20 protein-coding genes and 4 tRNA genes are annotated in these 23,627 nt (G+C 53.6%); 16 read left to right on the top strand and 8 right to left on the bottom strand.

The features are described from left to right. From wzxE to NXT09_RS16145, 9 genes are all read left to right on the top strand, one after another. A complete protein-coding gene (gene wzxE / locus NXT09_RS16185) occupies positions 1–1,251 on the top strand; it encodes a lipid III flippase WzxE (RefSeq protein ID WP_268580399.1) in 1,251 nt (416 codons plus the stop codon). Continuing rightward, positions 1,248–2,333 carry a TDP-N-acetylfucosamine:lipid II N-acetylfucosaminyltransferase gene (locus NXT09_RS16180; protein ID WP_268580397.1) on the top strand — a complete coding sequence of 362 codons (1,086 nt, stop codon included), beginning with the start codon at positions 1,248–1,250 and terminating at the stop codon, positions 2,331–2,333. Before wzxE ends, NXT09_RS16180 begins: the two co-directional genes overlap by 4 nt. After that, entirely contained in the window at positions 2,330–3,718 is a 1,389-nt protein-coding gene (gene wzyE, locus NXT09_RS16175) for an ECA oligosaccharide polymerase (RefSeq protein ID WP_180774901.1), read from the top strand. The genes NXT09_RS16180 and wzyE overlap by 4 nt, the downstream gene beginning before the upstream one ends. Next, entirely contained in the window at positions 3,715–4,464 is a 750-nt protein-coding gene (gene wecG / locus NXT09_RS16170; RefSeq protein WP_205552239.1) for a lipopolysaccharide N-acetylmannosaminouronosyltransferase, read from the top strand. The genes wzyE and wecG overlap by 4 nt, the downstream gene beginning before the upstream one ends. Positions 4,465–4,757: 293 nt before the next feature. After that, positions 4,758–6,149 (top strand): bifunctional threonine/serine APC transporter ThrP, encoded by a 1,392-nt coding sequence (gene thrP, locus NXT09_RS16165; protein ID WP_268580394.1) that lies wholly within the window; start codon positions 4,758–4,760, stop codon positions 6,147–6,149. 139 nt (positions 6,150–6,288) lie between these two features. Continuing rightward, a tRNA-Arg gene (locus NXT09_RS16160) sits at positions 6,289–6,365 on the top strand. A 121-nt stretch (positions 6,366–6,486) separates the two neighbouring features. Then, positions 6,487–6,562: transfer RNA gene (locus NXT09_RS16155), tRNA-His, on the top strand. Positions 6,563–6,604: 42 nt separating this feature from the next. Beyond that, positions 6,605–6,691: transfer RNA gene (locus NXT09_RS16150), tRNA-Leu, on the top strand. A 42-nt stretch (positions 6,692–6,733) separates the two neighbouring features. After that, positions 6,734–6,810, top strand: a tRNA-Pro gene (locus tag NXT09_RS16145). A 123-nt stretch (positions 6,811–6,933) separates the two neighbouring features. On the opposite strand, the gene NXT09_RS16140 is transcribed toward NXT09_RS16145, so the two are convergent. After that, the gene (locus tag NXT09_RS16140; protein ID WP_268580392.1) at positions 6,934–8,241 is read right to left on the bottom strand and encodes a histidine-type phosphatase; all 1,308 of its coding nucleotides are present in this window, start codon (positions 8,239–8,241) and stop codon (positions 6,934–6,936) included. Positions 8,242–8,488: 247 nt separating this feature from the next. Between NXT09_RS16140 and purB the strand changes: the two genes are divergently transcribed. The 6 genes from purB to NXT09_RS16110 all read left to right on the top strand — a co-directional run bounded on the left by purB (position 8,489) and on the right by NXT09_RS16110 (position 14,009). Beyond that, positions 8,489–9,853 carry an adenylosuccinate lyase gene (purB, locus tag NXT09_RS16135; protein WP_268580390.1) on the top strand — a complete coding sequence of 455 codons (1,365 nt, stop codon included), beginning with the start codon at positions 8,489–8,491 and terminating at the stop codon, positions 9,851–9,853. 9 nt (positions 9,854–9,862) lie between these two features. Further along, positions 9,863–10,405 (top strand): GNAT family N-acetyltransferase, encoded by a 543-nt coding sequence (locus NXT09_RS16130; protein ID WP_095700871.1) that lies wholly within the window; start codon positions 9,863–9,865, stop codon positions 10,403–10,405. After that, on the top strand, positions 10,402–11,193 hold the full coding sequence (locus NXT09_RS16125) for an amino acid ABC transporter substrate-binding protein (protein ID WP_039486699.1): 792 nt from the start codon (positions 10,402–10,404) through the stop codon (positions 11,191–11,193). The genes NXT09_RS16130 and NXT09_RS16125 overlap by 4 nt, the downstream gene beginning before the upstream one ends. 138 nt (positions 11,194–11,331) lie before the next feature. Further along, a complete protein-coding gene (locus NXT09_RS16120; RefSeq protein ID WP_205552236.1) occupies positions 11,332–12,003 on the top strand; it encodes an amino acid ABC transporter permease in 672 nt (223 codons plus the stop codon). 9 nt (positions 12,004–12,012) lie between these two features. Then, positions 12,013–12,774, top strand: coding sequence for an amino acid ABC transporter ATP-binding protein (locus NXT09_RS16115; RefSeq protein ID WP_240583999.1), 762 nt, complete (start codon positions 12,013–12,015; stop codon positions 12,772–12,774). Positions 12,775–12,851: 77 nt separating this feature from the next. Next, positions 12,852–14,009 carry a M20 peptidase aminoacylase family protein gene (locus NXT09_RS16110; protein ID WP_014916936.1) on the top strand — a complete coding sequence of 386 codons (1,158 nt, stop codon included), beginning with the start codon at positions 12,852–12,854 and terminating at the stop codon, positions 14,007–14,009. A gap of 62 nt (positions 14,010–14,071) precedes the next feature. Here NXT09_RS16110 and NXT09_RS16105 read toward each other — a convergent pair whose 3' ends face one another. The 7 genes from NXT09_RS16105 to NXT09_RS16075 form a co-directional block, all read right to left on the bottom strand. Beyond that, the gene (locus NXT09_RS16105; protein ID WP_240346493.1) at positions 14,072–14,872 is read right to left on the bottom strand and encodes an amino acid ABC transporter ATP-binding protein; all 801 of its coding nucleotides are present in this window, start codon (positions 14,870–14,872) and stop codon (positions 14,072–14,074) included. 42 nt (positions 14,873–14,914) lie between these two features. After that, positions 14,915–16,030, bottom strand: a complete 1,116-nt coding sequence (locus NXT09_RS16100; protein ID WP_268580384.1) for an amino acid ABC transporter permease — start codon at positions 16,028–16,030, stop codon at positions 14,915–14,917. A gap of 10 nt (positions 16,031–16,040) precedes the next feature. Continuing rightward, positions 16,041–17,264 carry an amino acid ABC transporter permease gene (locus tag NXT09_RS16095; protein ID WP_268580381.1) on the bottom strand — a complete coding sequence of 408 codons (1,224 nt, stop codon included), beginning with the start codon at positions 17,262–17,264 and terminating at the stop codon, positions 16,041–16,043. Between the two features lie 125 nt (positions 17,265–17,389). Next, positions 17,390–18,442 (bottom strand): amino acid ABC transporter substrate-binding protein, encoded by a 1,053-nt coding sequence (locus tag NXT09_RS16090; protein ID WP_268580379.1) that lies wholly within the window; start codon positions 18,440–18,442, stop codon positions 17,390–17,392. A gap of 222 nt (positions 18,443–18,664) precedes the next feature. After that, positions 18,665–19,426: a sulfite exporter TauE/SafE family protein gene (locus tag NXT09_RS16085; RefSeq protein ID WP_268580377.1), complete on the bottom strand. Its 762-nt coding sequence runs from the start codon at positions 19,424–19,426 to the stop codon at positions 18,665–18,667. Between the two features lie 75 nt (positions 19,427–19,501). Then, the gene (locus tag NXT09_RS16080; protein WP_268580375.1) at positions 19,502–20,827 is read right to left on the bottom strand and encodes an MmgE/PrpD family protein; all 1,326 of its coding nucleotides are present in this window, start codon (positions 20,825–20,827) and stop codon (positions 19,502–19,504) included. A gap of 63 nt (positions 20,828–20,890) precedes the next feature. Continuing rightward, positions 20,891–22,243 carry an MmgE/PrpD family protein gene (locus NXT09_RS16075; RefSeq protein ID WP_268580373.1) on the bottom strand — a complete coding sequence of 451 codons (1,353 nt, stop codon included), beginning with the start codon at positions 22,241–22,243 and terminating at the stop codon, positions 20,891–20,893. A 331-nt stretch (positions 22,244–22,574) separates the two neighbouring features. Between NXT09_RS16075 and NXT09_RS16070 the strand changes: the two genes are divergently transcribed. Continuing rightward, positions 22,575–23,225, top strand: a complete 651-nt coding sequence (locus NXT09_RS16070) for a GntR family transcriptional regulator (RefSeq protein WP_268580371.1) — start codon at positions 22,575–22,577, stop codon at positions 23,223–23,225. Positions 23,226–23,627 lie beyond the last annotated feature (402 nt).

The raw sequence follows: 23,627 nt of genomic DNA, 5'->3' as shown, positions 1-23,627 counted from the left end.
ATGTCGTTGGCGAAAGCATCGATATGGACGGCAGGCTCCACGCTGATAAAAATCGGCGCGGGGCTGGTTGTCGTCAAACTGCTGGCGGTCGCTTTTGGCCCTAGCGGTGTGGGGATGGCAGGGAATTTCCGTCAGCTTATTACGGTTCTAGGCGTGTTAGCCGGTGCGGGGATCTTCAACGGCGTCACCAAATACGTGGCGGAATACCAGCAACAGCCGGAACGGCTCAGGCCGCTGCTCGGTACGTCAGTCACGCTGGTGCTGGGGTTCTCCACGCTGCTGGCGATTCTCTTTCTTTCCGCTGCAACGCCTATCGCCAATCTGCTGTTTGGGCATGATGACTATCGCGATGTGGTGCGTGCGCTGGCGTTTATCCAAATGGGTATCGCCTACGCCAACCTGTTTCTGGCGATTCTCAAGGGTTATCGGGATGCGATAGGCAACGCGCTGGCTGTGATCGGCGGCAGCCTGATCGGGCTGGCGGCCTTTGGGCTCTGCCTGCAACTGGGCGGCTATGTTGGCGCACTGGCAGGGCTGGCGCTGGTGCCCGCGCTGCTGGTGATTCCAGCAGGCATCATGCTATATCGGCGCACTCCGCTGTCGCTGACATCGCTGAAACCCGCGTGGGATCGCGCGATTGCCGGGCAGTTGGGCAAATTTACGCTGATGGCGTTGATGACCGCGGTGACGTTGCCCGTTGCGTACATCATGATGCGTAACCTGCTGGCGGCACATTACAGCTGGGACGAAGTGGGTATTTGGCAGGGCGTCAGTAGTATTTCCGATGCTTACCTGCAATTCATTACCGCCTCCTTTACCGTGTATCTGTTGCCAACACTCTCGCGTCTGACGGATAAAGCCGCATTGTCGCAGGAGATTGTCCGCTCGCTGAAGTTTGTGCTGCCCGTTGTTGCAGGCGTCAGCTTTTGTGTGTGGCTGCTGCGAGATTTTGCCATCTGGCTGCTGTTCTCCAGCGAGTTCACGGCAATGCGAGATCTCTTCGTTTGGCAATTGGTGGGCGATGTCATGAAAGTGGGCGCTTACGTCTTTGGCTATCTGGTCATTGCGAAAGCGGCGTTGCGCTTTTATCTGCTCACGGAAGTGAGCCAGTTTCTCCTGCTGACCGGGTTTTCCCACTGGCTGATTCCGCTTTATGGCGCACAAGGTGCGGCGCAGGCCTATATGGCAACCTACCTGGTCTATTTTTTGCTTTGTTGTTGCGTATTCATTATTTACCGTAGGCGAGCATGACGACACTGATTCATGTATTGGGATCTGACATCCCGCATCATAACCAGACCGTTTTACGTTTTTTTAACGACGTACTGGCGACGGAACTCCCCGAACAGCAGATTCGGCATTTTATCGTGGCTTCTCGCGACGGCATTTCATCGGCTGATTTCCCTGCGCTGCGTATCGAAACCTGCGTGGATAAGAAAACGCTGGCTGAGGCGGTCATCGCCAGAGCGAAAGCGAACCGCAAGATGCGCTTTTTCCTGCATGGGCAGTTTAACCCCACACTGTGGCTGGCGTTGCTGAGCGGAAAAATCAAATCCGAGCAGGTTTACTGGCACGTCTGGGGCGCGGATCTGTATGAAGAGGCGAGTAGCCTGAAGTATCGCCTGTTTTATCTGCTGCGGCGTATGGCGCAAAAGCGTGTCGGACACGTGTTTGCCACGCGTGGCGATCTGGCGTGGTATCAGCAGCGTTCACCTCGCGTGCCGACGTCATTGCTGTACTTCCCAACGCGAATGAATCCGGCGCTAACGGACATGCTGGTGGATAAACCGCTGGCAGGGCCGATGACGATTCTGGTCGGCAATTCTGGCGATCGCACGAATCGCCATCAGGAAGCGCTGCGGGCGATTCACAAGCAGTTCGGAAAAAATGTGCGGGTGATTGTGCCAATGGGCTACCCCGCGAATAACGACTCCTACATCGCGCAGGTGGAAAAGGACGGTTTGGCGCTGTTTGGCGTGAAAAATTTCCAACTGCTAAAAGACCAACTGGCATTTGATGATTATCTCAACATGCTGCGCACCTGCGATTTGGGCTATTTTATTTTCGATCGCCAGCAGGGAATAGGGACGTTATGTCTGCTGATTCAGTTTGGCGTGCCGTTCGTGATCAGCCGACAAAACCCGTTCTGGCAGGATCTGACGGAACAAGGGCTGCCTGTGCTGTTTTACGGTGACGAGTTGGATGAAGCGCTGGTACGTGAAGCGCAGCGCCAACTGGCATCAGTCGATAAGCACCAGATTGCGTTCTTTAATCCCAATTATCTGCAAGGCTGGCGCGATGCGTTGGCGTTGGCGGCGGGAGAACCAACATGACGCTGGGGCAATTTGGTGGGCTGTTTGTCGTCTACCTGATTTCAGTCATCTTTATCCTGAGCCTGACCTGGATGGAGTTTCGGCGGGTGCGTTTTAATTTTAACGTGCTGTTTTCCCTGCTCTATTTATTGACGTTCTATTTTGGTTTTCCGTTTACCTGCGTGCTGGTGTTCCGGTTTGGCGTTGAAGTGGTTCCCGTGCAGTTCCTGCTTCAGGCGATGCTGTCTGCGACGGCGTTCTATGCGATCTATTACGTCAGCTATAAGACGCGGTTACGCCAGAAAACCTCCGCGCCACGTGCGCCACTCCTGACGGTGAACCGGGTTGAAGCCAATCTGACCTGGCTGCTGCTGGCGTTGATTGCGGTCGCCACCGTCGGTATTTTCTTCCTCAACAATGGCTTCTTGTTGTTTAAGCTGCGTTCTTATAGCCAGATATTCTCCAGCGATGTATCCGGCGTGGCGTTGAAACGCTTTTTCTACTTCTTCATTCCGGCGATGCTGGTGGTGTATTTCCTGCGCCAGACGCAGCGTGCGTGGATAATGTTCCTCATCGGAACGGTCGCGTTTGGAATGCTGACGTATGTGATTGTTGGCGGAACGCGCGCGAATGTGATTATCGCCTTCGCGCTGTTTCTGTTTATTGGCATTGTGCGTGGCTGGATTACGCTTTGGATGCTGGTTGCAGCCGGTGCGTTCGGGATTGTCGGGATGTTCTGGCTGGCGCTGAAGCGCTATGGGCTGGACGTCAGCGGTGATTACGCCTTTTATACGTTCCTCTATTTAACCCGTGACACCTTCTCGCCTTGGGAAAATCTGGCGCTGCTGTGGCAGAACTACGACAAGATTGATTTTCAGGGGCTGGCACCGATTGCCCGTGATTTCTACGTCTTTATTCCCTCCTGGCTATGGCCGGACCGTCCGAATCTGGTGTTAAACAGTGCGAACTATTTCACCTGGGAAGTGTTGAATAACCGCTCTGGGCTGGCGATCTCCCCCACGCTGTTGGGTTCGCTGGTGGTGATGGGCGGGGTACTGTTTATCCCGCTCGGCGCAATTGCAGTAGGTTTGGTTATCAAGTGGTTCGACTGGGTGTACGAGTTAGGGAAGAACGACAGCAATCGCTATAAGGCCGCTATTTTACAGGCGTTCTGCTTCGGGGCGGTGTTCAATATTATTGTGCTGACGCGTGAAGGCGTCGATTCTTTTGTTTCACGTGTGGTGTTTTTCTGTCTGGTATTTGGTCTGTGTCTGCTGGTTGCCAAACTGCTCTATTGGCTGCTGGAAAGCGCCGGACTCATTCGGCAGCGTCTGATGCGTATGCGAGCCACGCCGATCGCGCCGACACCCAACACCGTGGATCCTGTGATAAAGGAGCAGGTATGACAGCGTTAAAAACCACAGAGACCATTCCTCTGTATACCATCCGTGGTTTGCCCATTCACGGCTTTCGCAATATGGCGCAGTTTGTTGATTACCTGTTTGCGGGCGAGCGGGTTGAAACGGGCACGCTCGTGGCGATTAACGCAGAGAAAGTGCTAACGGCGGAAAAAGACGTGGCGCTGCGTACGTTGCTCGATCGCGCAGAGTACAAGTATGCGGACGGCATTAGCATTGTGCGTTCCATTCGTCGCAAGTACCCGCAGGCTGACGTCACGCGGATTGCAGGCGCTGATCTGTGGGAAGCGCTAATGGAGCGGGCGGGCAAAGAAGGAACGCCGGTTTTTCTGGTGGGCGGTAAACCTGATGTGCTGGCACAAACGGAAGCGAAGCTGCGCGCGCAGTGGAACGTGAATATTGTCGGCAGTCAGGATGGCTATTTTGCGCCAGAGCAGCGCGATGCCCTGTTCGAACGTATCCGCGCCAGCGGTGCGCAAATTGTTACCGTTGCGATGGGGTCGCCACGACAGGAAATCCTGATGCGCGACTGTCGTCACCACTATCCTGATGCGCTGTATATGGGCGTGGGGGGAACGTATGACGTCTTTACCGGGCATGTGAAGCGCGCCCCGCTCGTGTGGCAAAACTTAGGGCTGGAATGGCTGTATCGTTTGCTGTCCCAGCCGAGCCGTATTTTTCGGCAGTTTAAGCTGTTGAAATATGTCGCCTATCACTACAGCGGTCGTCTGTAGTTTTATTGCATTGGCGCGTTAAACGCGCCAACCTTTCCCCGCAGTATATAAATCCGATTTCTTATTCCTATTCGATTTTAATCGTCTGTTTGCCAGCCAATCAGAAATACAGAATTCTATCTTTGGCGTATTCGTCATCCCTGATGTGTTATTCAAACTCACATTACGGTATTTTCATGCCGCTAATTTGGGGCAAGGGTACGTTCTTTCTCATCGGTAGTCGGCAGTATTTCTGAAATAAGAACAATAACCGGCAGCAGCCGGGATAAGCACAACATAAAGACAGAGGATATATGGCAGAAGATGTAAAGCAGGAAAAACTCCATCGAGGGTTGGAAGCCCGGCATATTGAGCTGATTGCGCTGGGTGGCACGATTGGCGTCGGGTTGTTTATGGGTGCGGCTAGCGCGCTGAAGTGGGCAGGGCCGTCAGTATTGCTGGCCTATATTGTCGCTGGGATCTTCGTTTTCTTCATCATGCGCTCAATGGGCGAAATGCTGTTTCTGGAGCCGGTTGCGGGGTCGTTTGCCGTCTACGCGCATAAATACATGAGTCCCTTTTTCGGTTATCTCACCGCGTGGGGGTACTGGTTTATGTGGATGGCGGTCGGGATTTCGGAAATTACCGCTATTGGCGTCTATGTTCAGTATTGGTTCCCCGATTTGCCGCAATGGTTACCGGCTATTGCCGCGGTTGCTCTGGTTGCGGGGGCAAACCTTGCGGCAGTCAGGCTGTATGGCGAAATCGAATTCTGGTTCGCGATGATAAAAATCACCACCATCGTCGTGATGATCGTCGTCGGTGTCGGCATTATCTTCTTCGGCTTTGGTAACCACGGTCAGGCGACCGGATTCAGTAACCTGACCGAACACGGCGGTTTCCTCGCGGGAGGCTGGAAAGGTCTGCTGTTCGCACTCTGTCTGGTCGTGGCGTCTTATCAGGGCGTGGAACTGGTCGGCATTACGGCGGGCGAGGCGAAAAATCCGCAGGTGACGCTGAGGCGCGCGATCAACAACATTCTGTGGCGCATCCTGATTTTCTATGTGGGCGCGATCTTCGTTATCGTCACGATTTTCCCCTGGAATGAAATCGGCACGTCCGGTAGTCCGTTTGTGATGACATTTGCGAAAATTGGTATCACTGCGGCGGCAGGTATCATCAACTTTGTGGTATTGACTGCTGCATTGTCTGGCTGCAACAGCGGCATGTATAGCTGTGGACGTATGCTGTACTCACTGGCCAACAACCGCCAGCTTCCTGCCTGGTTAGGTACAGTGACGGCCAGCGGCGTACCCGCGGCAGGCGTCATGATTTCTATTCTTTGCCTGATGGCTGGGTCGGTGTTGAATTACATCATCCCTAACCCAGAAAAAGTGTTTGTGTATGTCTATAGCGCCAGCGTGCTGCCGGGTATGGTGCCGTGGTTTGTGGTGTTGATTAGCCAACTGCGTTTTCGTGAACAGCATCGCGCAGCGCTGGCCGCACACCCGTTTAAATCGATATTGTTCCCGTGGGTAAACTACCTGACGATGGCATTTTTGCTGTGTGTGCTGGTGGGCATGTACATCAATATCGATACGCGGATGTCTTTACTGGTCGGTATCGCCTTTTTAGCCGTGGTCAGCCTGTGTTATTTCGCGCTGGGACTGGGCAAAAAAATGTCGCTGACAGGGAGTAAGTCGTAGTATTTGGGGGCGGGAAGGGCGGAACTGTGTGTTATTTAGCTTAGAATGAGCAAATCCTAATCAAACGCATCATTTCGATAAAAAAGCACTAGACAGCCAGTCGCTAAGCCCGTAATATCCCGCCCCGCAACGGCGCTAAGCGCCCGTAGCTCAGCTGGATAGAGCGCTGCCCTCCGGAGGCAGAGGTCTCAGGTTCGAATCCTGTCGGGCGCACCATTATATTTTTATGAAGTATGTTGTGTGCAAGAGCTGCGGTGGTACACTTTTTTTCGTAAAGAAAGTATCCCGTAAAAAGGAAGTACCGCGTAATAAGTAGTTGATGTAAAGTGTGGTGATGGTGGCTATAGCTCAGTTGGTAGAGCCCTGGATTGTGATTCCAGTTGTCGTGGGTTCGAGTCCCATTAGCCACCCCAGATTTTGCAGCTAGAGTAGTTGATTGACGGTTTGTGAGTTATGCGAAGGTGGCGGAATTGGTAGACGCGCTAGCTTCAGGTGTTAGTGTTCTTACGGACGTGAGGGTTCAAGTCCCTCTCTTCGCACCACACAAACGAGAACATCAGTGATGTTCAAAAAAGCAGTACATTCGGCGAGTAGCGCAGCTTGGTAGCGCAACTGGTTTGGGACCAGTGGGTCGGAGGTTCGAATCCTCTCTCGCCGACCAATTAAAAAGAAAAGCACATCGAAAGGTGTGCTTTTTTTTCGTTTGTACTTTGCCTTCTCTGGCGAAAGCCTTGTCGGATTCATCAACCCGACAAGACGTTGTTGTTCCCTGCGATATCGTGCGTTACAGCGCGTAATGCACAGGTGCCAGCGCGCTGCTATCGATACTTTCTCGCATTGATTTCAGTGCGGTACTAAAAGGACACAGCGTGCCTTTTTCTGTCTGCTGGCAGCCCTGAGAAGTCAATTCCTCTTTCAGTAACGGCTGCCGATCGTCAAGCGGCGTCAGTGAACGAATCTGATCCAGCGACTGCGTCTGGAAATAGATACGCAAGAAACGCTGCTGAGTGGTGGTATCGCGCCAGCGTTCGAATACCAGACTGCCTGCGGGCGGAATGTTATCGGCGGTATCGCCGGGTAGCTGCCAGTGAAACTGCAATAGCGTGCGCAGATAAGCGATGTTGGTGTCGTGAGCAACATACAGCAAGTAAGGAACGGCTGGTGGCTCACCTTGTGACGTGTCCTGCTCTTCTTGTGTTCCCTGTGCCAGAGCCTGTGCGATTTGCTGCATGAATAGCGAACCGCCGCGCTGTGCAATATAAGGAACATCATTGGTGAAGTCGTATTTAGCGGTCATCGGCGCCATTAATGGGATGAGATCCTGTGTGTTGCTGACGTGACCAAAAGCGACCTGTGCCTGCGGTAGATTCTCGCTGTATTCCAGTAGGAAAACCTCGCTCATATTCGCCAGCGTATTCAGACCGCTGATAGAAATTGAACCGTCTTTATCCTGTTTTATCGCCCACGGCTTATCGAATACCGGACACGGTTTATCCGCTTCGCATACGACCTGCTTCAACAGCTCGATATTGGGCTTAAGACGCTCATAGGCGATATTCAAATCACCTCCTATGGCTTCCTGCACCGCAGCCTTTGCCCGTTCGGGGTCAAGCGTGCCAATGCCCATCTTGTCCCCATGGAACAGCGGATCCTGCTTTTCATCCTCAACGGCATGTGTTGCAACGCCGCACTCCGGAAACATGCCGTCCATATAGGCTTGGGCGGTTGCGCGAGTGCGTTGTAGCGGGCTCGCGAGCACATAAATTTGTTGTTCCGTCGGACAACCTGATGCGAACAGATGCTGTTGACGATAATACTCACCCTCGTAGCGGCCTTTTAATACGGTGGCGGCATAGCCATGTCCAGTTAATTCACCTTCCCGCGTGACCCACTGAGGCCATTGCCGCGCCGTGCCGGACTCCAACGCCGTCGTGTTGGATTCTGTTGGAGGACGTACGCCATGACGGCTGACTTCAACGACCTTTTCCAACTGGTAGCGATCCTGCGCCTGAGCCTGAGTAGAGAATGCGGAAATAATGATCATGGTAATCAATAAGCTACGGGGAGTACGTAATATCGTGTGGGAAAGCATGATAATCCTTTGGCTGCGCTCATACGGATAAGGAGTTTCATTGTAGGAAGAGGAAAGTGACAAATGGGTTTTTCAGCAGAAGGGAGAGTGTTAGCGAACATTTCTACATGCATAGTTTGCAATCAAACTTTTTGATCTAAGATAGATCCCAAAGGTATAAAGCGCATAATTTCCGCATGTTATATTTTTAAAAATTAAAAAGACGACATAAATCCCGCCTGATAAATCCAACACTAACGAGTTAATTATGGCATCACATCTTATTGATTTTCTTCTTATAGGGAATAATTTTGGCACGCCTGAAATGCGCGGCGTCTGGTCCGAGCATAACCGCCTGACTAAACAGGTCGAAGTCGAAGTTGCCCTGGCGCTTGCCGAGGGTGAACTGGGTGTCATTCCGCTGGATGCGGCAAAAACCATTGCAGAAAACGCTGACGCAAGCGCGCTTAACGTTGAAGAGATTGCAAAAGATGCCGCGCGCATGAAGCACTCTTTGATGCCGACGATTGCCGCGATTCAGAAACAGTGTGGTGCCGCAGGTGAGTTTATTCACTATGGTGTGACCACGCAGGACATCGTTGATACAGCGACGGTGTTACAGCTGAAACAATCTTTTGATATTGTCGTTAGAGATACACAACTGCTGGCCGTTGAACTGAAACGTCTGGCAAAGAAACACCAGCATACGCTGATGGCCGGTCGTACCCACGGTATGCAGGCGTTGCCCACCACGTTTGGCTTCAAATTAGCCGTCTGGTTGGATGAATTTATCCGTCACCTCGAACGCCTGAGTGAAATCAAAGAACGTGTGTTGGTTGGCAACATCAACGGTGCCATCTGCACCTATGCCTCTTTTGGCGAGAAAGGGCCGGAAATCGAGCGTCTGACGCTGGATAAACTGGGGCTGAATACGCCGAATATCGGCTGGCAGTCTGCCCGCGATCGCTTCTCCGAATATGCATCCGTTACGGTTCTGATCAGCGGTACGCTGGGCAAAATCGGCAACGAGCTGTACAACCTGATGCGCACCGAGATTAACGAAATCGAAGAGCCGTTCTCCGAAGGGAAAATCGGTTCTACTACGATGCCGCATAAACGCAATCCAGCGGCGCTGGAAGGATTGGCGAGCCTGACGGCTCCACTGTTCAAGAGCGCTGCGCTGATTCATGAATCTATGAAAGTTGAGCATGAGCGTGATGCGATGAGCTGGCGTGCGGAGTGGATCGCGCTGCCGGAAATCAATATCTATCTGTCTGCTCAGCTTCAGAATGCGCTTGGCATCCTGCGTGGCATGTCCGTCAACGAGAAGCAGATGCTGGCGAACCTCGATCTGCAAAATGGCCTGCTGCTGTCTGAGAAAGTGATGTTCGAGATTGGCAAACGTCTCGGCAAGCAGACTGCTCACCATCTGGTTTACGAGTGCTCGATGCAGGCATTTGAGCAGAATCAGTCCTTTAAATCGGTACTGCTGGCCCATCCGGTGCTTTCTGAACAGGTGACCGCCGCCGATCTGGACGAGTGGCTGAATCCGGCTAACTATGTTGGCAGTGCGCCGCAGAAGGTTGATGACGTGATTCGCTATGCGGATAACTCCGGCCTGCTGCCAGCATAAGGTGACATCATGAGTATCGTATTTCGTCAGGCTACGCTTGCGGACGATGAAACCTATCTGGCACTGGCGCTGGCGGCATTTGAGCCGATTCGCCAGCTGGGTATCAACTTTTCTGCCGCCCATGCGGATATCGACATGGTGCGTACACATATTGCCTCACACGGCGTTTATGTGATGGAAAAAGACGGTGAGATGGTGTCGTCATTTACCATCCGCTATCCGTGGGGGCCGGAGCCAGGCCCGTTCGGTCTACCGCATCTGGGCTGGTTTGCGACGCACCCTGGCTATAAAAAACAGGGGCTGGGTAAGCAAATGATGAGCTGGCTGGAGGAAGAAATTCTGATTAACCAGCTCAAAGCGCCTGCTGTGTCGCTCGGTACCGCGCAAAATCACCCGTGGCTGATTGAGATGTACAGAAATTATGGTTTCAAGGAAGTCGGGCAGACGAATCTGGGAAAAGGACACCTGACAATCTGGATGGAAAAAATCCTTGATAACCAATTGTATGACCAGTGGAAAGATAAAAAATCAAAAAGAGAGGCAGTAAAATGATGAAAAAAGTAACGTTGTCTGTTCTGGCGCTGACGACCGCCTTTCTTGTTGCTGGCTGCGATTCTGGGAAGAGCGGCTCTGAGCAGGAAAAAGTATTGAAAGTGGGTTCAACAGGCCAAAGTTATCCAAGTGGCTTCAAGCAGGATAACAAGCTGGTCGGGTTTGACGTTGAAGTCACGGAAGCCATCGCGAAAGATCTGAACTACAAAGTCGAGTGGGTCACCGCTGATTTCAGCGGCCTGATGGGTCAACTGGAAGCGAGAAAGCTGGATACCGTGGCGAACGTGGTAGCGATTACTCCAGCGCGTCAGGAAAAATACAACTTCGCTCAACCGTACAGCTTCTACGGCAGCCAGATTGTGACGCACAAAGACAACGCGGACATTAATACACTGGCTGACCTGAAAGGGAAGACGGTTGCTGGGGTTCTGGGTTCCAACCACGTTAACAACCTGAAAAAAGCGTTTGCTGACGGCAGCGTGAATATTCGTACCTATGAAACACGCGATGGCGCGATGAACGATGCGCTGTCTAAACGTGTTGAAGGCTACGTGAATTCACGTCCGATTCTGTTGGCAGAAATCAATAAGCGTAACCTGCCGTTCAAACTGGTTGGCGAGCCGCTGGTAATTGAAGAAGTGAGCTTCCCGTTCCATAAGGACGAGAAAGGAGATGCATTGCGTAAACAGTTCGATGCGGAATTGACGAAAATGCGTGCAGATGGACGCCTGAAAGCGTTCTCCGAAAAATATTTTGGTGAAGACATCACGGTATCACCGGCTAAATAACCTCACGCCGTCATTCTGGCGAGCCGTTATGTAGCCAGATGATTTGTTATGTAGCCAGATGGTTCGTTATATAGCAAATAGTCATAACCCTGTTCCACCGGCGCAATATGGCCGGTGGATGCATTAATGGTATTACTCATGAATATCGATCTTGCCTACCTGTTAAAGGTCTTTCCCCAGGTATTAATGTATTTGCCAACCACGCTGTTCCTCGCCGTGGTTTCGATGTTTTTTGCTATGGTTCTCGGCCTTCTCCTGGCGTTAGTGCGTGAAAGCAAGATCGTCGTGGTAGTAAAAATCGTCGAACTGTATATCTCGCTGTTCCGCGGTATTCCGTCGCTGGTTCAGCTGTTTATCATCTACTTCGGTCTGCCGCAGCTATTCCCTGGCTTATCCAATCTGGATGCGATGACGGCCGCGATTATTGGCTTTAGCCTGAAAACCTCCGCCTATATGGCTGAGATTTTCCGTGCGGGCTTGTCCTCGGTGGATTTCGGCCAGACGGAAGCGGGCTTATCCATCGGCATGAGTAAAGCGCAGGTTTATCGCCGCATCGTGTTGCCTCAGGCCATGCTGAATGCGCTGCCCGCGACGGGGAACACCTTCATTTCCCTGATTAAAGATACCTCGGTGGCGTTTGCGCTGGGCGTCTCCGAACTGTTCGCGGAAGGCAAGATGATTGCCGCTGAATCTCTGCGTTTCTTTGAGACCTTCCTGGTTGTGGGTCTGATTTACTGGATGGTGATTGTTGTTTACGCCTGGCTGCAAAAACAGCTGGAGAAGAAACTGAATCACTCGCTACAGCGATAAGGGGCTGACATGATCAGTGTAAAGAATCTTTCTAAACGCTTTGGCGATCAGGTGGTGTTGGACAACATTAGTCTGGATATCGCGAAAGGTGAAGTCGTGGCGATTATCGGTCCATCTGGTTCGGGTAAATCCACGCTGCTGCGCTGTCTGAACCTGCTGGAAACGCCAGAGTCGGGCACGATCGAAATTGGCGAACAAACGCTGGATACGCGTCGTTACTCCACTAAAGAAGCCTATGCGCTACGCCGCCAGACGGCGATGGTATTCCAGAGTTACAACCTGTTTAAGAACAAGACGGCGCTCGAGAACGTGACGGAAGCGCTGATTGTCGTGAAAAAAATGCCGAAGCAGCAGGCGAATGAAATCGGCCTGGCTTTGCTGGAGCAGGTCGGCCTGCTGCCGCAGGCGGCACAGTATCCGGTGACGCTATCTGGCGGACAGCAGCAGCGCGTGAGTATTGCGCGTGCGCTGGCGGTGGATCCGAAGGCGATTTTGTTTGATGAACCGACCTCGGCGCTTGACCCAGAAAGGGTCCACGAAGTGCTTCAGGTAATTCAGAAGCTGGCGAAAAATGACACCACGATGGTGATCGTCACCCATGAAATGCAGTTTGCGAAAGAAGTGGCAGACCGGGTGATCTTCATGGCGGACGGTCATATCGTTGAGGAAGGCCCGGCGGAGCAGGTTATTAGCTTCTCGGACAACCCGCAAACCCAGCGTTTCCTGCGTCAGTTGACCAAGCTGCCTGAGCCGCTTGAGTACGATATTTAACGCATACGTAGACACACCTGCACGCCTGAACAAGGCAGCCCTGTCAGGCAGGGCACGATAATGTGGAGCAAGTATTCATGAGAACAGCACCTCAGCACGAGCCTCTGGCTCAGTTTATTCAGGCGTTTCGCCACGATTTACACCGCAATCCTGAACTGTCGAATCAGGAGTTCGAAACCACGAAGAAGATTCGTGCGGTATTGGAAAAAGAGGGGATTCGCATCCTCGACCTGCCGCTGAAAACCGGTCTGGTTGCAGAAGTCGGCGGCTTACAGGATGGTCCACTGGTCGTGGTGCGTTCTGATATCGATGCTCTGCCGATTGAAGAAGAGTCAGGCGTAGAATTTACGTCGCTCAACAAAGGCGTGATGCACGCCTGCGGTCATGATTTTCACTCTTCCGCTGCGCTTGGCGCGGCGATTCTGCTGAAGAAAATCGAGCCGGAGCTGAAAGGCACTGTGCGAATTTTGTTCCAGGCCGCTGAAGAGACCGGGCTGGGCGCACCGGAAGTCATCGCCGTTGGCGCGTTGGACAATGCGGTAGCAATTTTTGGCATTCACAACGATCCGACTCTGCCTGTTGGCGTCATCGGTGGGAAAGACGGCGCGTTGACGGCGGGCGTTGACCGCTTTGAGATCAAGATTGCGGCGAAAGGCTGTCACGCTGCGAAGCCGCATGAAGGTAACGATCCGATTATCATTCTGGGTCAGCTGATTTCTGCCGTACAAACCATCATCAGCCGCACGGTATCGTCCGACAATAACGCGGTGGTGTCGATTACGCAGGTACATAGTGGCAGCACCTGGAACGTTATCCCAGATACGGCCTACGTTGAAGGCACGGTCAGAACGTTTAATCAGGACGCGCGTGATTTGATTGAACAGCGTTTTCGTCAGATCGTGGCGGGTATCGCCAGCACCTTTGGCGCAGAAATTGAGTTCCTGTGGCACGCAGGGCCGCCGTCGGTGATCAACACGCCAGAGTGGGTTGAGTTTGCGCTGAATGTGGCGAGTGACGAAGGGTTTGAAGCGCGCCGCGTGGAAGCCAGCCCGATTGGTGAAGATTTTGCGTTCTATCAGCAGAAATTGCCGGGGACGTTCATGATGGTCGGCTCCGGCGGACCGTATGCGCTGCACCACCCGAAATTCCGCGTTGACGATCGCGCACTGTTCCCGACCGCGCACTATCTGTATCAGGTGGCGAAGCAGAGCTTAGAGCAGCTGTCCTCACGCTAATCTCCCCCCATTAAGTCAACGCTGTCCGCGTCGGGAAACCGACGCGGATATTTTTTTGCTTATCAATGGCTCAGGATCTGATCCAGAAACTGGCGCGTGCGGGGATGTGATGGCGTGTTGAAGAAGTCCTGCGGCGGGGCGGATTCAACGATGCTGCCATCGGCCATAAGAATGACTTTGTCCGCGACCGTTTTAGCAAAACCCATCTCATGGGTGACGACGATCATCGTCATGCCGGATTCCGCCAAATCGAGCATCACATCCAGCACCTCTTTAATCATCTCTGGATCCAGTGCAGAGGTGGGTTCGTCAAACAGCATGATTTCCGGCTGCATACACAGCGCCCGGGCAATGGCCACACGCTGCTGCTGGCCGCCGGAGAGCTGTAGCGGGAATTTATGCGCCTGATTGGCAATATGCACCTTTTCCAGATAGTGCATCGCTAAATCAATGGCTTCCTGCTTCTTACGCTGTTTGACCAACGTCGGGCCAATCGTCAGATTATCCAGCACGCTCAGGTGGGGAAACAGGTTGAACTGCTGGAACAGCATACCGATGCCTGAGCGCACGCGGTTGATGTTCTTGATGTTGTCATTGACCTCAATGCCATTCACGCGGATATGCCCGTCGTGGTGCTCTTCCAGTCGGTTAATGCAGCGGATAAGCGTAGATTTGCCGGAGCCGGAAGGGCCACAAATCACTACACGCTCGCCTTTCTCCACGTTCAGCGTCACGTTATTCAGCGCCTGAAACGCACCGTACCATTTGCTGACTGCGTCGATCTCAATAATAACGTCGTTGTTTGTCACTATGCTGTTTATAACTGTATTGCCTGTAACTAACGTGTCTGCGGCTAAGTTCATGATAACAAAGCTCCTGTCGGTGTTTTCATCAACGGCTATCGCTTAACCGCGATACGTTTCTGGGTTACGGCTGGCATCGATGCGTTTTTCCACCCACAGCGCGTAGCGTGAGAGCAAGAAGCCAAACAGCAGATAGATAGCCGAGATGAAAAGGTACGTTTCAATGTAATAGCGCCGCCATAGCGGGTCTTGCATCACTGAACTGGTGGCGGTGAGAATGTCGAACAGCCCGATAATGATGACGAACGAGGTGTTCTTCATGGCGGCGATAATATGGTTGGTCATGGCAGGTAGGCAGATACGCAGCGCCTGCGGCAGGACGATTTTGGTGGTCGTGTGCCAATAACCGAGATTGAGCGCCATCGCCGCTTCGTATTGCCCGCGTGGTACAGACTGTAAACCGCCGCGAATCACCTCAGCCTGATAACAGGCGAAAAACAGTGCGATACCAATGATGATGCGCAGCAGTTTGTTGATTTCCATCCCGGCGGGCAGGAACAGCGGGAATACGTTAACGGCGACGAACAGGATCGTGATAAGCGGTACGCCGCGCAAACCTTCGATAAAAATAACCGACAGGCCGCGTAGAAAAGGCAGCGGTGAGCGCCGCCCCAGCGCCAGCAGAACTGAAACCGGCATACCGATGACGACGGTTCCGCTAAACAGCAGAATCGTCAGCGGCAGTCCGCCCCATTCGCTGGAAGGCACGTAAGATAGGCCAAACACGCCGCCGGACATCAGGCTGGCGATGCCGACTACCGCGACGATCCACAGCGGTAAAAGGATGCGCGAGTGCCAGAAGCGCGGCATCAGCGACAGGCCAAGAGCCAGAAACCAGATTCCCATCGCCAGCACCAGACGCCAGTGTTCATCGTAAGGATAAAGGCCAAACAGAATAGGGCGATGTTTTTCCACGATCACCGCCCAGCAGGCGCCGGCGCCGGCGGCTGCACGGCAGATGTCCGGGTCAGCGGCGTACCACACGGCATCGAGAATACCCCAGTGCAGCAAATTATTGCCGACGTTCCACATCAGTACTGCCAGTAATAGCGTGAGCACCGTTTGTGGTACGCTGCTAAACAGGTGGCGACGCAGCCACAGCAGAGGCGTACGCAGCCGGCTGGGAACGGCGGAGAGTGACAGGGCCGGAAATAACATACGGTGCTCCTCAGCGCTCTTTGATGGCGACGATGCGGTTAAACAGGTTCATCAACAGCGATGTCACGATGCTGACCGTCAGGTAAACCACCATCATGATGGCTATCACTTCGAGCGCCTGACCGGTCTGATTCATCAGCGTATTGCTGATGTTCGCCAGTTCCGGATAACCGACCACGACCGCGATCGAGCTGTTTTTTGACAGGCTGACATATTGGCTGGTCAGCGGCGGAACGATGACGCGCATGGCCTGTGGGATAATGATGTGGCGCATCATGTGCCACGGCGAAAAAGACAGCGCACGTGCCGCTTCCAACTGGCCTTTAGGGATAGACTGAATCCCCGCCCGCACGATTTCTGCGATAAACGCGGAGGAATAGAGCGCAATGCCGAGCAGCAGCGCTGTAAATTCAGGGCTGACGGTAAAGCCGCCGCGAAAGTTAAAACCGCGCAAGATCGGGCGATCGAGCTCTGCTGGTGCACCGGAAAGCCACCAGACCAGCAGCGGTAGCCCGATAAGGGCTGCCAGCGTCAAACGGCCTGTTGGCAGAGAACGTCCTCGATTTTCCCGAACATAGCGCGCTACACGGGTCAGGATCAGGCTAATCAGTACGGCGGCGAGCAGGGCGATTCCCGTCCACAGCCAGCCGTGGTGTGCGGCGGGAATGGCAAAAGACAGCCCGCGATTGGTCAGGAATCCCAGATTACCCAGCTCGATAGCATCCCGCGGTGAGGGCAAGTTGCGGATCACCACTGACCAGAAAATCACCTGCAAGATCACCGGAATATTGCGCATTAGCTCGATGTATCCTCCGGCGAGCCGCGCCAGCAACCAGTTGCGAGATACACGGGCGATGCCGACGGAGAAACCCAGCAGCGTGGCGAGCACGATGCCGCACAGCGTGATGTACAGGGTATTCAGTAACCCTACGCTCAGCGCGCGCAGGTAACTGTCGCGTGGGGTAAAGGCGATGAGCTTTTCACCGATCTCAAACTGCGCGGTGTGGTCAAGAAAGCCAAATCCAGTTGCGATATTTTGTGAGCGCAGGTTTTCGACCACGTTGGCGTACAGCCAGTAGCTGAAAGCGATAATCAGGAGGCCGAGCAGGCACTGATAAATCCAGGCGCGCAGCGACTTGTTGTCAAACGCATTCAACAGGCGGCGTGCATAAGATGGCGTTCCCAGCCACGACGGTGCAGCGGCTGACGGCAGCGTTGGGTGTGGTGATTTCATTACCGGCGGTCTTTTCTTCTGATCATTACCGATTGCAGCGCGCTATCCGAGGGGATCTGTGCGTGAATGCGGTGGTATGGCGTCAGCCCGGATGTTTTCGGGGGTGACGCCGATGATTGGGTGAATTAACGAATGGGCAGACCGTAGAGCAAACCGCCTTTCGCCCAGAGATTATTCAGGTCGCGCTCCAGCGGAGCCGGGGTATCTGGCCCGAAGTGGCGGTTATAAATATCGCCGTAATTCCCGACCTGCTTAATCACGTTGTAAGCCCACTGGTTATTCAATCCCAGTTTCTGACCGTAATCGCCAGTGACCCCAAGCAGCGCCTGTATATCCGTGTCTGTTGACTTAAGCTTGCTGTCCACGTTCTGTTGGCCGATTGCCATCTCTTCCGCGTTAAACGTGGCGTAAACCACCCATTTCACAATGTCGTACCACTGGTCGTCCCCCTGACGAACCGCCATCGCCAGCGGCTCTTTTGAGTAAATCCCCGGCAGAATCACATGGTCGGACGGCTTTTCCGCATCAAAGGTGCGCACGCCGGGCAGGGCGACTTTATCGCGGGCAATGACGTCACAGCGTCCAGACAGGTAGGCCGCGACATACTCTTTATTGTTCTCGATAACCACCGGGGTGTAATGCAGGTTGCGTGAGGCAAAAATCTGCGCGACGTTACGTTCGGTGCTGCTACCCGGTGTGATGCAGACGGTCGCGCCGTCCAGATCTTCCACCTTTTTCACGTTGGCGCTGGTACGCACCATGAAGCCCGTACCGGTATAGAAGGTCGGCGGTGCGAAGTTCAGCCCTAGCGACGTATCGCGAGACAAATCAGCGGTGATATTGCGTGACAGCACGTCCACTTCACCAGACTGAATAGCGGGGAAGCGCTGTGCGGTAGAAAGGGCGGCAAAGCGTACTTTGCTCGCATCGCCAAAAACAGCGGCAGCTAACGCGCGGCAATAATCGACGTCCAGCCCGGTCCACTGTCCTTTGCTATCAATCGCGGAAAAGCCGTGGCGCGCCGGGTGCACGCCGCACACCAGTTCACCGCGTGCTTTGATCTTTTTGAGCGTTTCGCCATTTCCTGCATCAGCGGCATTAGCGTGTGCGACGGGCAGCAGCAGCCCCCCTAAAGTCAGCGCTGTAGCGGTCGTCAACGAGAGTAGTTTTCTCAGCATAAGTATCCTCAGAATGATCGGTGTTGTTTTAATTTGTTGTAATTAATGATTTTTATTGTGGTGCGTCCATTTGTATACAAATGTTCTCAATGTTGCATTCAAATGGCAAATAGCATATTTCTCTATCTAAAGCTGAATATTGGATATAGCCATTTTGGGGATAACATGAAGGGGAAAAGAGAACTGCGCCTCGCACGGTAAGCAAGGCACAGAAGGGAGAGATTAGCGGGCGAGCAGGCCTTGTACGCCTTGCCACATGAGCTGAGCGCTGAGAATCAACATGGTGAGGCGAAAAGTCGTGCGGAAAAGTTTTTCGGGCAGATTATCCAGCAGGCGTGTGCCCAGCCAGGTGCCTAATACGCCGCTGACAATCATCGCAGCCAGCATCGGTAGCCAATCGTGATAGGCAAACCCCATCATCCCAAATGCCAGTATCTTCAGGCCGTGTTGTAACACCATGCAGAGCGCATGCGTGGCGATAAGCGGCCGTTTGGTGACCCCTTGAGAACTGATAAGCCCGGCGACCATTGGACCCGTTGCGCCGACAATCATGGTGCCGAGGCTGGTGAGCGCACCGCCGAGAATGAAGAACAATCGATTAACCGGTTTTGGCGCGGTGCGTTTACGGAAAACCGACCACAGAATGAAACTGGCCAGCGCAATTTTTGCCACGCTGTCTGGGATCCAAACGACGACGGGCGCGCCCAGTGCGATGCCGATGACGCTGCCGATAAAAAACCACAGCGCCAATGGCCAGACGATATACAAACGCTGAATCAGGCTGCGGCTGAGGTTGGAGCCTAGTTGTACGATACCGTGTACCGGCAGCAGGCTGCTGACTGGCATCCCGATGCCCATGATCGCAAGCAGGGTGACGCCGCCGCCCAAGCCCAGCGCTGCTGTTAGCGCTGACGTCAAAAAACTGCAAAAAATCAGGATACCGGCAAAGAGCGGTGAGATGTCGGGTGGAACAAGATCTAGCATGGTGGAACCCATCGCGTGGTAGAGCAAATGATAATGCCTGATGCGATTAAGGCGTATCAAGCATCCTTCCTACTGTTAACGATAATCGTCGCGTAACAGGCGTTGGTATAACGCCAGCGCCTCGGTGCGTGGCAACGCCTGACTGGCGCAGTCGATAAATTTCTCCGCAATCAGATTATCCGGCAGCGGGTTCTCTGCGCTGGAGCCTCGCGCTCCTGCCACGCGACGATGATAGGTGTGGCCGTCACGAGTGATTAGCGTAACGTGCGCCGTGTGTGTGGTGGGTTCGTCATGACAGATGAGCTCAACGCGTGCCATCAGCGACTGCGTAGTTGGGTCGTGTAGTGCTGCATCGTCAATAAAATCGTCCAGCGTCAGCTTCCCTTGCACCCAAGCGCGGGCAATACAGTAGTGCAGGCTGAATTTCCCCGCCAGCGGCGTATCCGGTGTCGGGATGTTGATGTGCGGGAAGCGAATAGGGTGGATGGCAATCTGAATGCGTTCCAGCGATTCTGGGGATAGCCCGGTTTCCTCACGTAGCGCCAGCAGCCCGTCCAACGGTGCAAGAATGGCGTAGCAGCAGGGAAAATATTTAAAATTATTCCCTTTTACGGGGTCCAGAATATGAGATGGTGTGGACCAGGGCTCGGTTAGCGGCGTGGTGTCGACGTTTTCGGCAGCGCGGTTGTAGACGTTGAAATACCCGTGGTGATGTTCAAATGCGGTATCCCCTGCACTGTATCCCTGACGCGCCAATAGTACCGCCATGACGGCGCTACGGTTGGCGTGGCCGACTGCCAGCGATTTCGTCTGACTGCCGAAGTTGGATTTGATGCCGGAGGCGAGTGACGCCGTGATTGCAAAGGCGGTCGCCGTTTCTTCTTCACTAAGCTTCAGCAGCACCGCGCAGGCTGCCACGCCCGCGAAAATGCCGACGGACGTTGTGGGGTGCCAGCCGTTGCGATATTGAAAAGGGCTGACGGCTTTGCCCATGCGTACCGCGGTTTCATAACCGCACAAATAAGCGTGCAGGATGGCTTCTCCATTGGCTTCCTGCTCATCAGCCAGTGCCAGCAGCGCGGGAAGCACGGCAACGGAAATATGCCCATGCAGCCAGGAGTTGGAGTCGTCGAAATCGAGCAAATGCGCGGATGTGCCGTTTAATAACGCCGCATCCAGCGCGTTAAGTTTGAGATCGGTACCGAAAATACGGCTCTTTCCCACGGAGGCGGAGGGCACTATCACCGCCCTGAGTTTTTGCGCCCCGTCCTGAATCCCCCCCGAGAGCGTGACACCCAGCGTATCAATTACGGCAGTGCGAGCGTGTGCCAATACGTCGGCAGGGAACGTCTGGCGAGAGAATTCCAGCAGATTATGGGCAAGCTGGCGGGCAATGGTCATGGAAGCGTCCTGTCGTTATCGTGAAATTTTTATATCGAATCGTTTATGTCGAGCGGCAACGTGTTAGCCCGCTAATAGTTCGGTGAGTGCATCGAGTGAACCCGGCTGCTCAAAGTGAAAAGCTGCCTGATAGAGTCGATCGCTACGGGCTGCTCCTAACACGGGAATAGTCAGGGCGTCGAACTTGGCACGCAGCTCGGCGTCGGTCAGTGGGTTTTGCGGATGGCCGCGATAAACATCGGTTTCGGCATGGAGTATTTCGCCGTCTTCCAGTTCGATATCGATAAACGCGGAACTGGCCGATTGTCCCTCGACTGCATCGATTTGTAGGCGTGACAGCAACTGGCGTGCAGCAGGGTCGTCAACGGTTTGCTGCGTGAAATCGGTATCGTTGAGGCGATAGCCGCTCAATGCCAGCGCAATGCAGTGCGGAATACTGAATTTGCTCTCCAGCGGGGTTTGCGGGTTGGCGATCCCCGCGTTCACCATCCCCATCGGATGGACTTTGGCATGAATGCGGGCGATAGCGCGGCCTTTGAGCTGTGGATAGAGCTTAAGCGCCGTTTCGATTGATGCATGCGTTCCCCGACAGCTGGCATACAGCTTGTAGCCATTACCCAGCAGTTCCCAACTGTCGCCAAAATCGAGCGGCGGGATGACGGCGCTGCCGTCCTGCACAAAGGTTTTTACCCAGCCATCGGTTTCATAAAAGTGATGGGCGGCAATAAAACCTTCCTCAGCCAGTTCTGCCGCCGTGATGCCATCCATTGCCGCTTTGCCAGCATGAAACGGTTTGCCATGCGTACCGGATGATTTCTGCAATCCTCCCATCATGGTTGCGGCCGCCCCCAACGCATTGGCAATGGCGTTGGGTTCCAGACGCAGAATGGAAGCGGCAACGGCTGCTGCCCCTGCACGCCCGACAATCGACGTTGGGTGAAAGCCTCGACGTTGCAGGCTGCGACCTACGCCAGGCACCCAGCCGCCCCCCAGTCTGGCCATGACTTCAAATCCTGTAATGAACGCGATAAGCGTCGTGCGTTCGTCCGCACCGTAATGCTGTGCCATTGCCAACGCGGTTGACCAGCAAGGGCCGCTAGGGTGCCCCGCACCAGCCGGGTGCGTATCGTCATAGTCTGCTGCATGAGAAAGCGTGCCGTTGATCAGTGCCGCCAGCGCCGGTGTGGTTTTCGCACCGAGAATGATTTGCGCCTTCCCCTGAGCCTGCCAGCGTTGCGCCACGCGCTGAACCGCGCTGGCCGAGTCGTCTCCTACTGCGCCAATGGAGACGCCCAGATAGTCAATGAGCGCCCGTTTGGCTTCGTGCCAGACGGCATCGGGGATCGTCATTGTGGGCGCGGTGTGAATAAACTGGCTGAGCGCGTTGCCGCGAGGAAACGTCGGGATGGCAGACATCGTAGGAGCTCCTTAAGCAAAAACGCGAGGAGATTGCCAGTACACCGAACGGTGCTAAGATTCGCGTTTTGTATTGTTGAATGCATTTGTATACAGTGTTTGACGAAAAGCATATGCAATCGCCCATTCAGTGACAAAGACGCTTTTTCGCTAAGCTAAGTACAAAATATGCGATGCGATATCTTGCTAAAGGCAGGGCGTCGGGCAAACTTGAATTTTTCTCAATGCATGACGATCCGTAACGTGAAGGTGCGAACCGCTATAAAAGGCGAGGCGTTTGTCCATCTGCACGCGGCCTTATTCCGACCGTCACACGATATATCAAGGGACTATGAACTTAACACTTAACGACAAAGCGCAGGCACTGTCGCCGTTCGAGATATTGATTAATGCGATAGAGAAAGGCGAGCTGCTGCCTGGTGAACGTTTGCAGGAAACACGGTTAGCGAAGCAGTTTGGATTGAGCCGAACGCCGATTCGTGAGGCGCTGCACCGTCTGGAAGCGTTGGGGCTGGTGGAGCCGGGTCCACAGCGTGGACTGATGATCGCGCAGATCAGCTATGAGCGACTACGTCAGCTTTTTGCCGTGCGTGAAGGGTTAGAACGGCTGGCGATGGAGCTTGCTGTCGCCTCTGCGTCGGCAGAAGAACTAGAACTGCTGCAGGAGATGGTCGACGTGGAGAAGACCCTCACCGACAGCCGACAACTGCACGACCATAATAGGCTTTTTCATCGCCAGATTTACCGGGCGACTCATAATCCGTATCTGAATGAGATGCTGGAAAACCTGCGTATTCATCTGTCGCTACTGCGCGGAACCACCTATGAATCGACGGAACGTACCGAAGAGGCGCGGCGTGAACATCAGGCCATTGTGGAAGCGCTAGTGCGGCGTGATAAGGATGCGGCACAAGATGCAGCCTGCCAGCATATTCGTAACGGCTATCGTGCCCGACTAAGCATGTTAAATCAGCAGCTTTGATAGGGCTGTCGGAAAAACACGACACTCTAGGGATTCTGTTGTCGCAAAAAAGAGACATTTAATTCATTGATTATTAATGGTTAATATTTTACGCGATAAATTCGTCTCTGAATGGCGACAGGTTTTGTGAGCGCGATCTCGTTTTCGTCGTCCATCGTGTCTTGGCCTTCCTTCCGGCGGATAAATAAAAATAGTATTGATTATTATATGTTTATCTCTATTCCATGAGGTTGTGATAATAAAATTATGCATGTTGGCATAATTTATGCTTAAATAAGCGGGTAGATGCTCATTCCACCTTCTATGCTTGCTTCGGCTTCATAATCCTGGGAATGACGCAGAGCCAATTTGAGGTGCCTATCGTCCAACTCCAGATGAAGATGCAAATCTCCATCGGGCCTT

This window comes from Pectobacterium jejuense, assembly GCF_026800125.1.
In the GTDB taxonomy this organism is placed as follows: Bacteria; Pseudomonadota; Gammaproteobacteria; order Enterobacterales; family Enterobacteriaceae; genus Pectobacterium; species Pectobacterium jejuense.
This window is presented reverse-complemented; position numbering and strand designations above follow the sequence as displayed.

What these genes read in the sequence shown, in the direction of transcription:
- wzxE (WP_268580399.1), top strand. Translation starts at nt 1, where the DNA reads ATGTCGTTGGCGAAAGCATCGATATGGACGGCAGGCTCCACGCTGATA.
- NXT09_RS16180 (WP_268580397.1), top strand. Translation starts at nt 1,248, where the DNA reads ATGACGACACTGATTCATGTATTGGGATCTGACATCCCGCATCATAAC.
- wzyE (WP_180774901.1), top strand. Translation starts at nt 2,330, where the DNA reads ATGACGCTGGGGCAATTTGGTGGGCTGTTTGTCGTCTACCTGATTTCA.
- wecG (WP_205552239.1), top strand. Translation starts at nt 3,715, where the DNA reads ATGACAGCGTTAAAAACCACAGAGACCATTCCTCTGTATACCATCCGT.
- thrP (WP_268580394.1), top strand. Translation starts at nt 4,758, where the DNA reads ATGGCAGAAGATGTAAAGCAGGAAAAACTCCATCGAGGGTTGGAAGCC.
- NXT09_RS16140 (WP_268580392.1), bottom strand. Translation starts at nt 8,241, where the DNA reads ATGCTTTCCCACACGATATTACGTACTCCCCGTAGCTTATTGATTACC.
- purB (WP_268580390.1), top strand. Translation starts at nt 8,489, where the DNA reads ATGGCATCACATCTTATTGATTTTCTTCTTATAGGGAATAATTTTGGC.
- NXT09_RS16130 (WP_095700871.1), top strand. Translation starts at nt 9,863, where the DNA reads ATGAGTATCGTATTTCGTCAGGCTACGCTTGCGGACGATGAAACCTAT.
- NXT09_RS16125 (WP_039486699.1), top strand. Translation starts at nt 10,402, where the DNA reads ATGATGAAAAAAGTAACGTTGTCTGTTCTGGCGCTGACGACCGCCTTT.
- NXT09_RS16120 (WP_205552236.1), top strand. Translation starts at nt 11,332, where the DNA reads ATGAATATCGATCTTGCCTACCTGTTAAAGGTCTTTCCCCAGGTATTA.
- NXT09_RS16115 (WP_240583999.1), top strand. Translation starts at nt 12,013, where the DNA reads ATGATCAGTGTAAAGAATCTTTCTAAACGCTTTGGCGATCAGGTGGTG.
- NXT09_RS16110 (WP_014916936.1), top strand. Translation starts at nt 12,852, where the DNA reads ATGAGAACAGCACCTCAGCACGAGCCTCTGGCTCAGTTTATTCAGGCG.
- NXT09_RS16105 (WP_240346493.1), bottom strand. Translation starts at nt 14,872, where the DNA reads ATGAACTTAGCCGCAGACACGTTAGTTACAGGCAATACAGTTATAAAC.
- NXT09_RS16100 (WP_268580384.1), bottom strand. Translation starts at nt 16,030, where the DNA reads ATGTTATTTCCGGCCCTGTCACTCTCCGCCGTTCCCAGCCGGCTGCGT.
- NXT09_RS16095 (WP_268580381.1), bottom strand. Translation starts at nt 17,264, where the DNA reads ATGAAATCACCACACCCAACGCTGCCGTCAGCCGCTGCACCGTCGTGG.
- NXT09_RS16090 (WP_268580379.1), bottom strand. Translation starts at nt 18,442, where the DNA reads ATGCTGAGAAAACTACTCTCGTTGACGACCGCTACAGCGCTGACTTTA.
- NXT09_RS16085 (WP_268580377.1), bottom strand. Translation starts at nt 19,426, where the DNA reads ATGCTAGATCTTGTTCCACCCGACATCTCACCGCTCTTTGCCGGTATC.
- NXT09_RS16080 (WP_268580375.1), bottom strand. Translation starts at nt 20,827, where the DNA reads ATGACCATTGCCCGCCAGCTTGCCCATAATCTGCTGGAATTCTCTCGC.
- NXT09_RS16075 (WP_268580373.1), bottom strand. Translation starts at nt 22,243, where the DNA reads ATGTCTGCCATCCCGACGTTTCCTCGCGGCAACGCGCTCAGCCAGTTT.
- NXT09_RS16070 (WP_268580371.1), top strand. Translation starts at nt 22,575, where the DNA reads ATGAACTTAACACTTAACGACAAAGCGCAGGCACTGTCGCCGTTCGAG.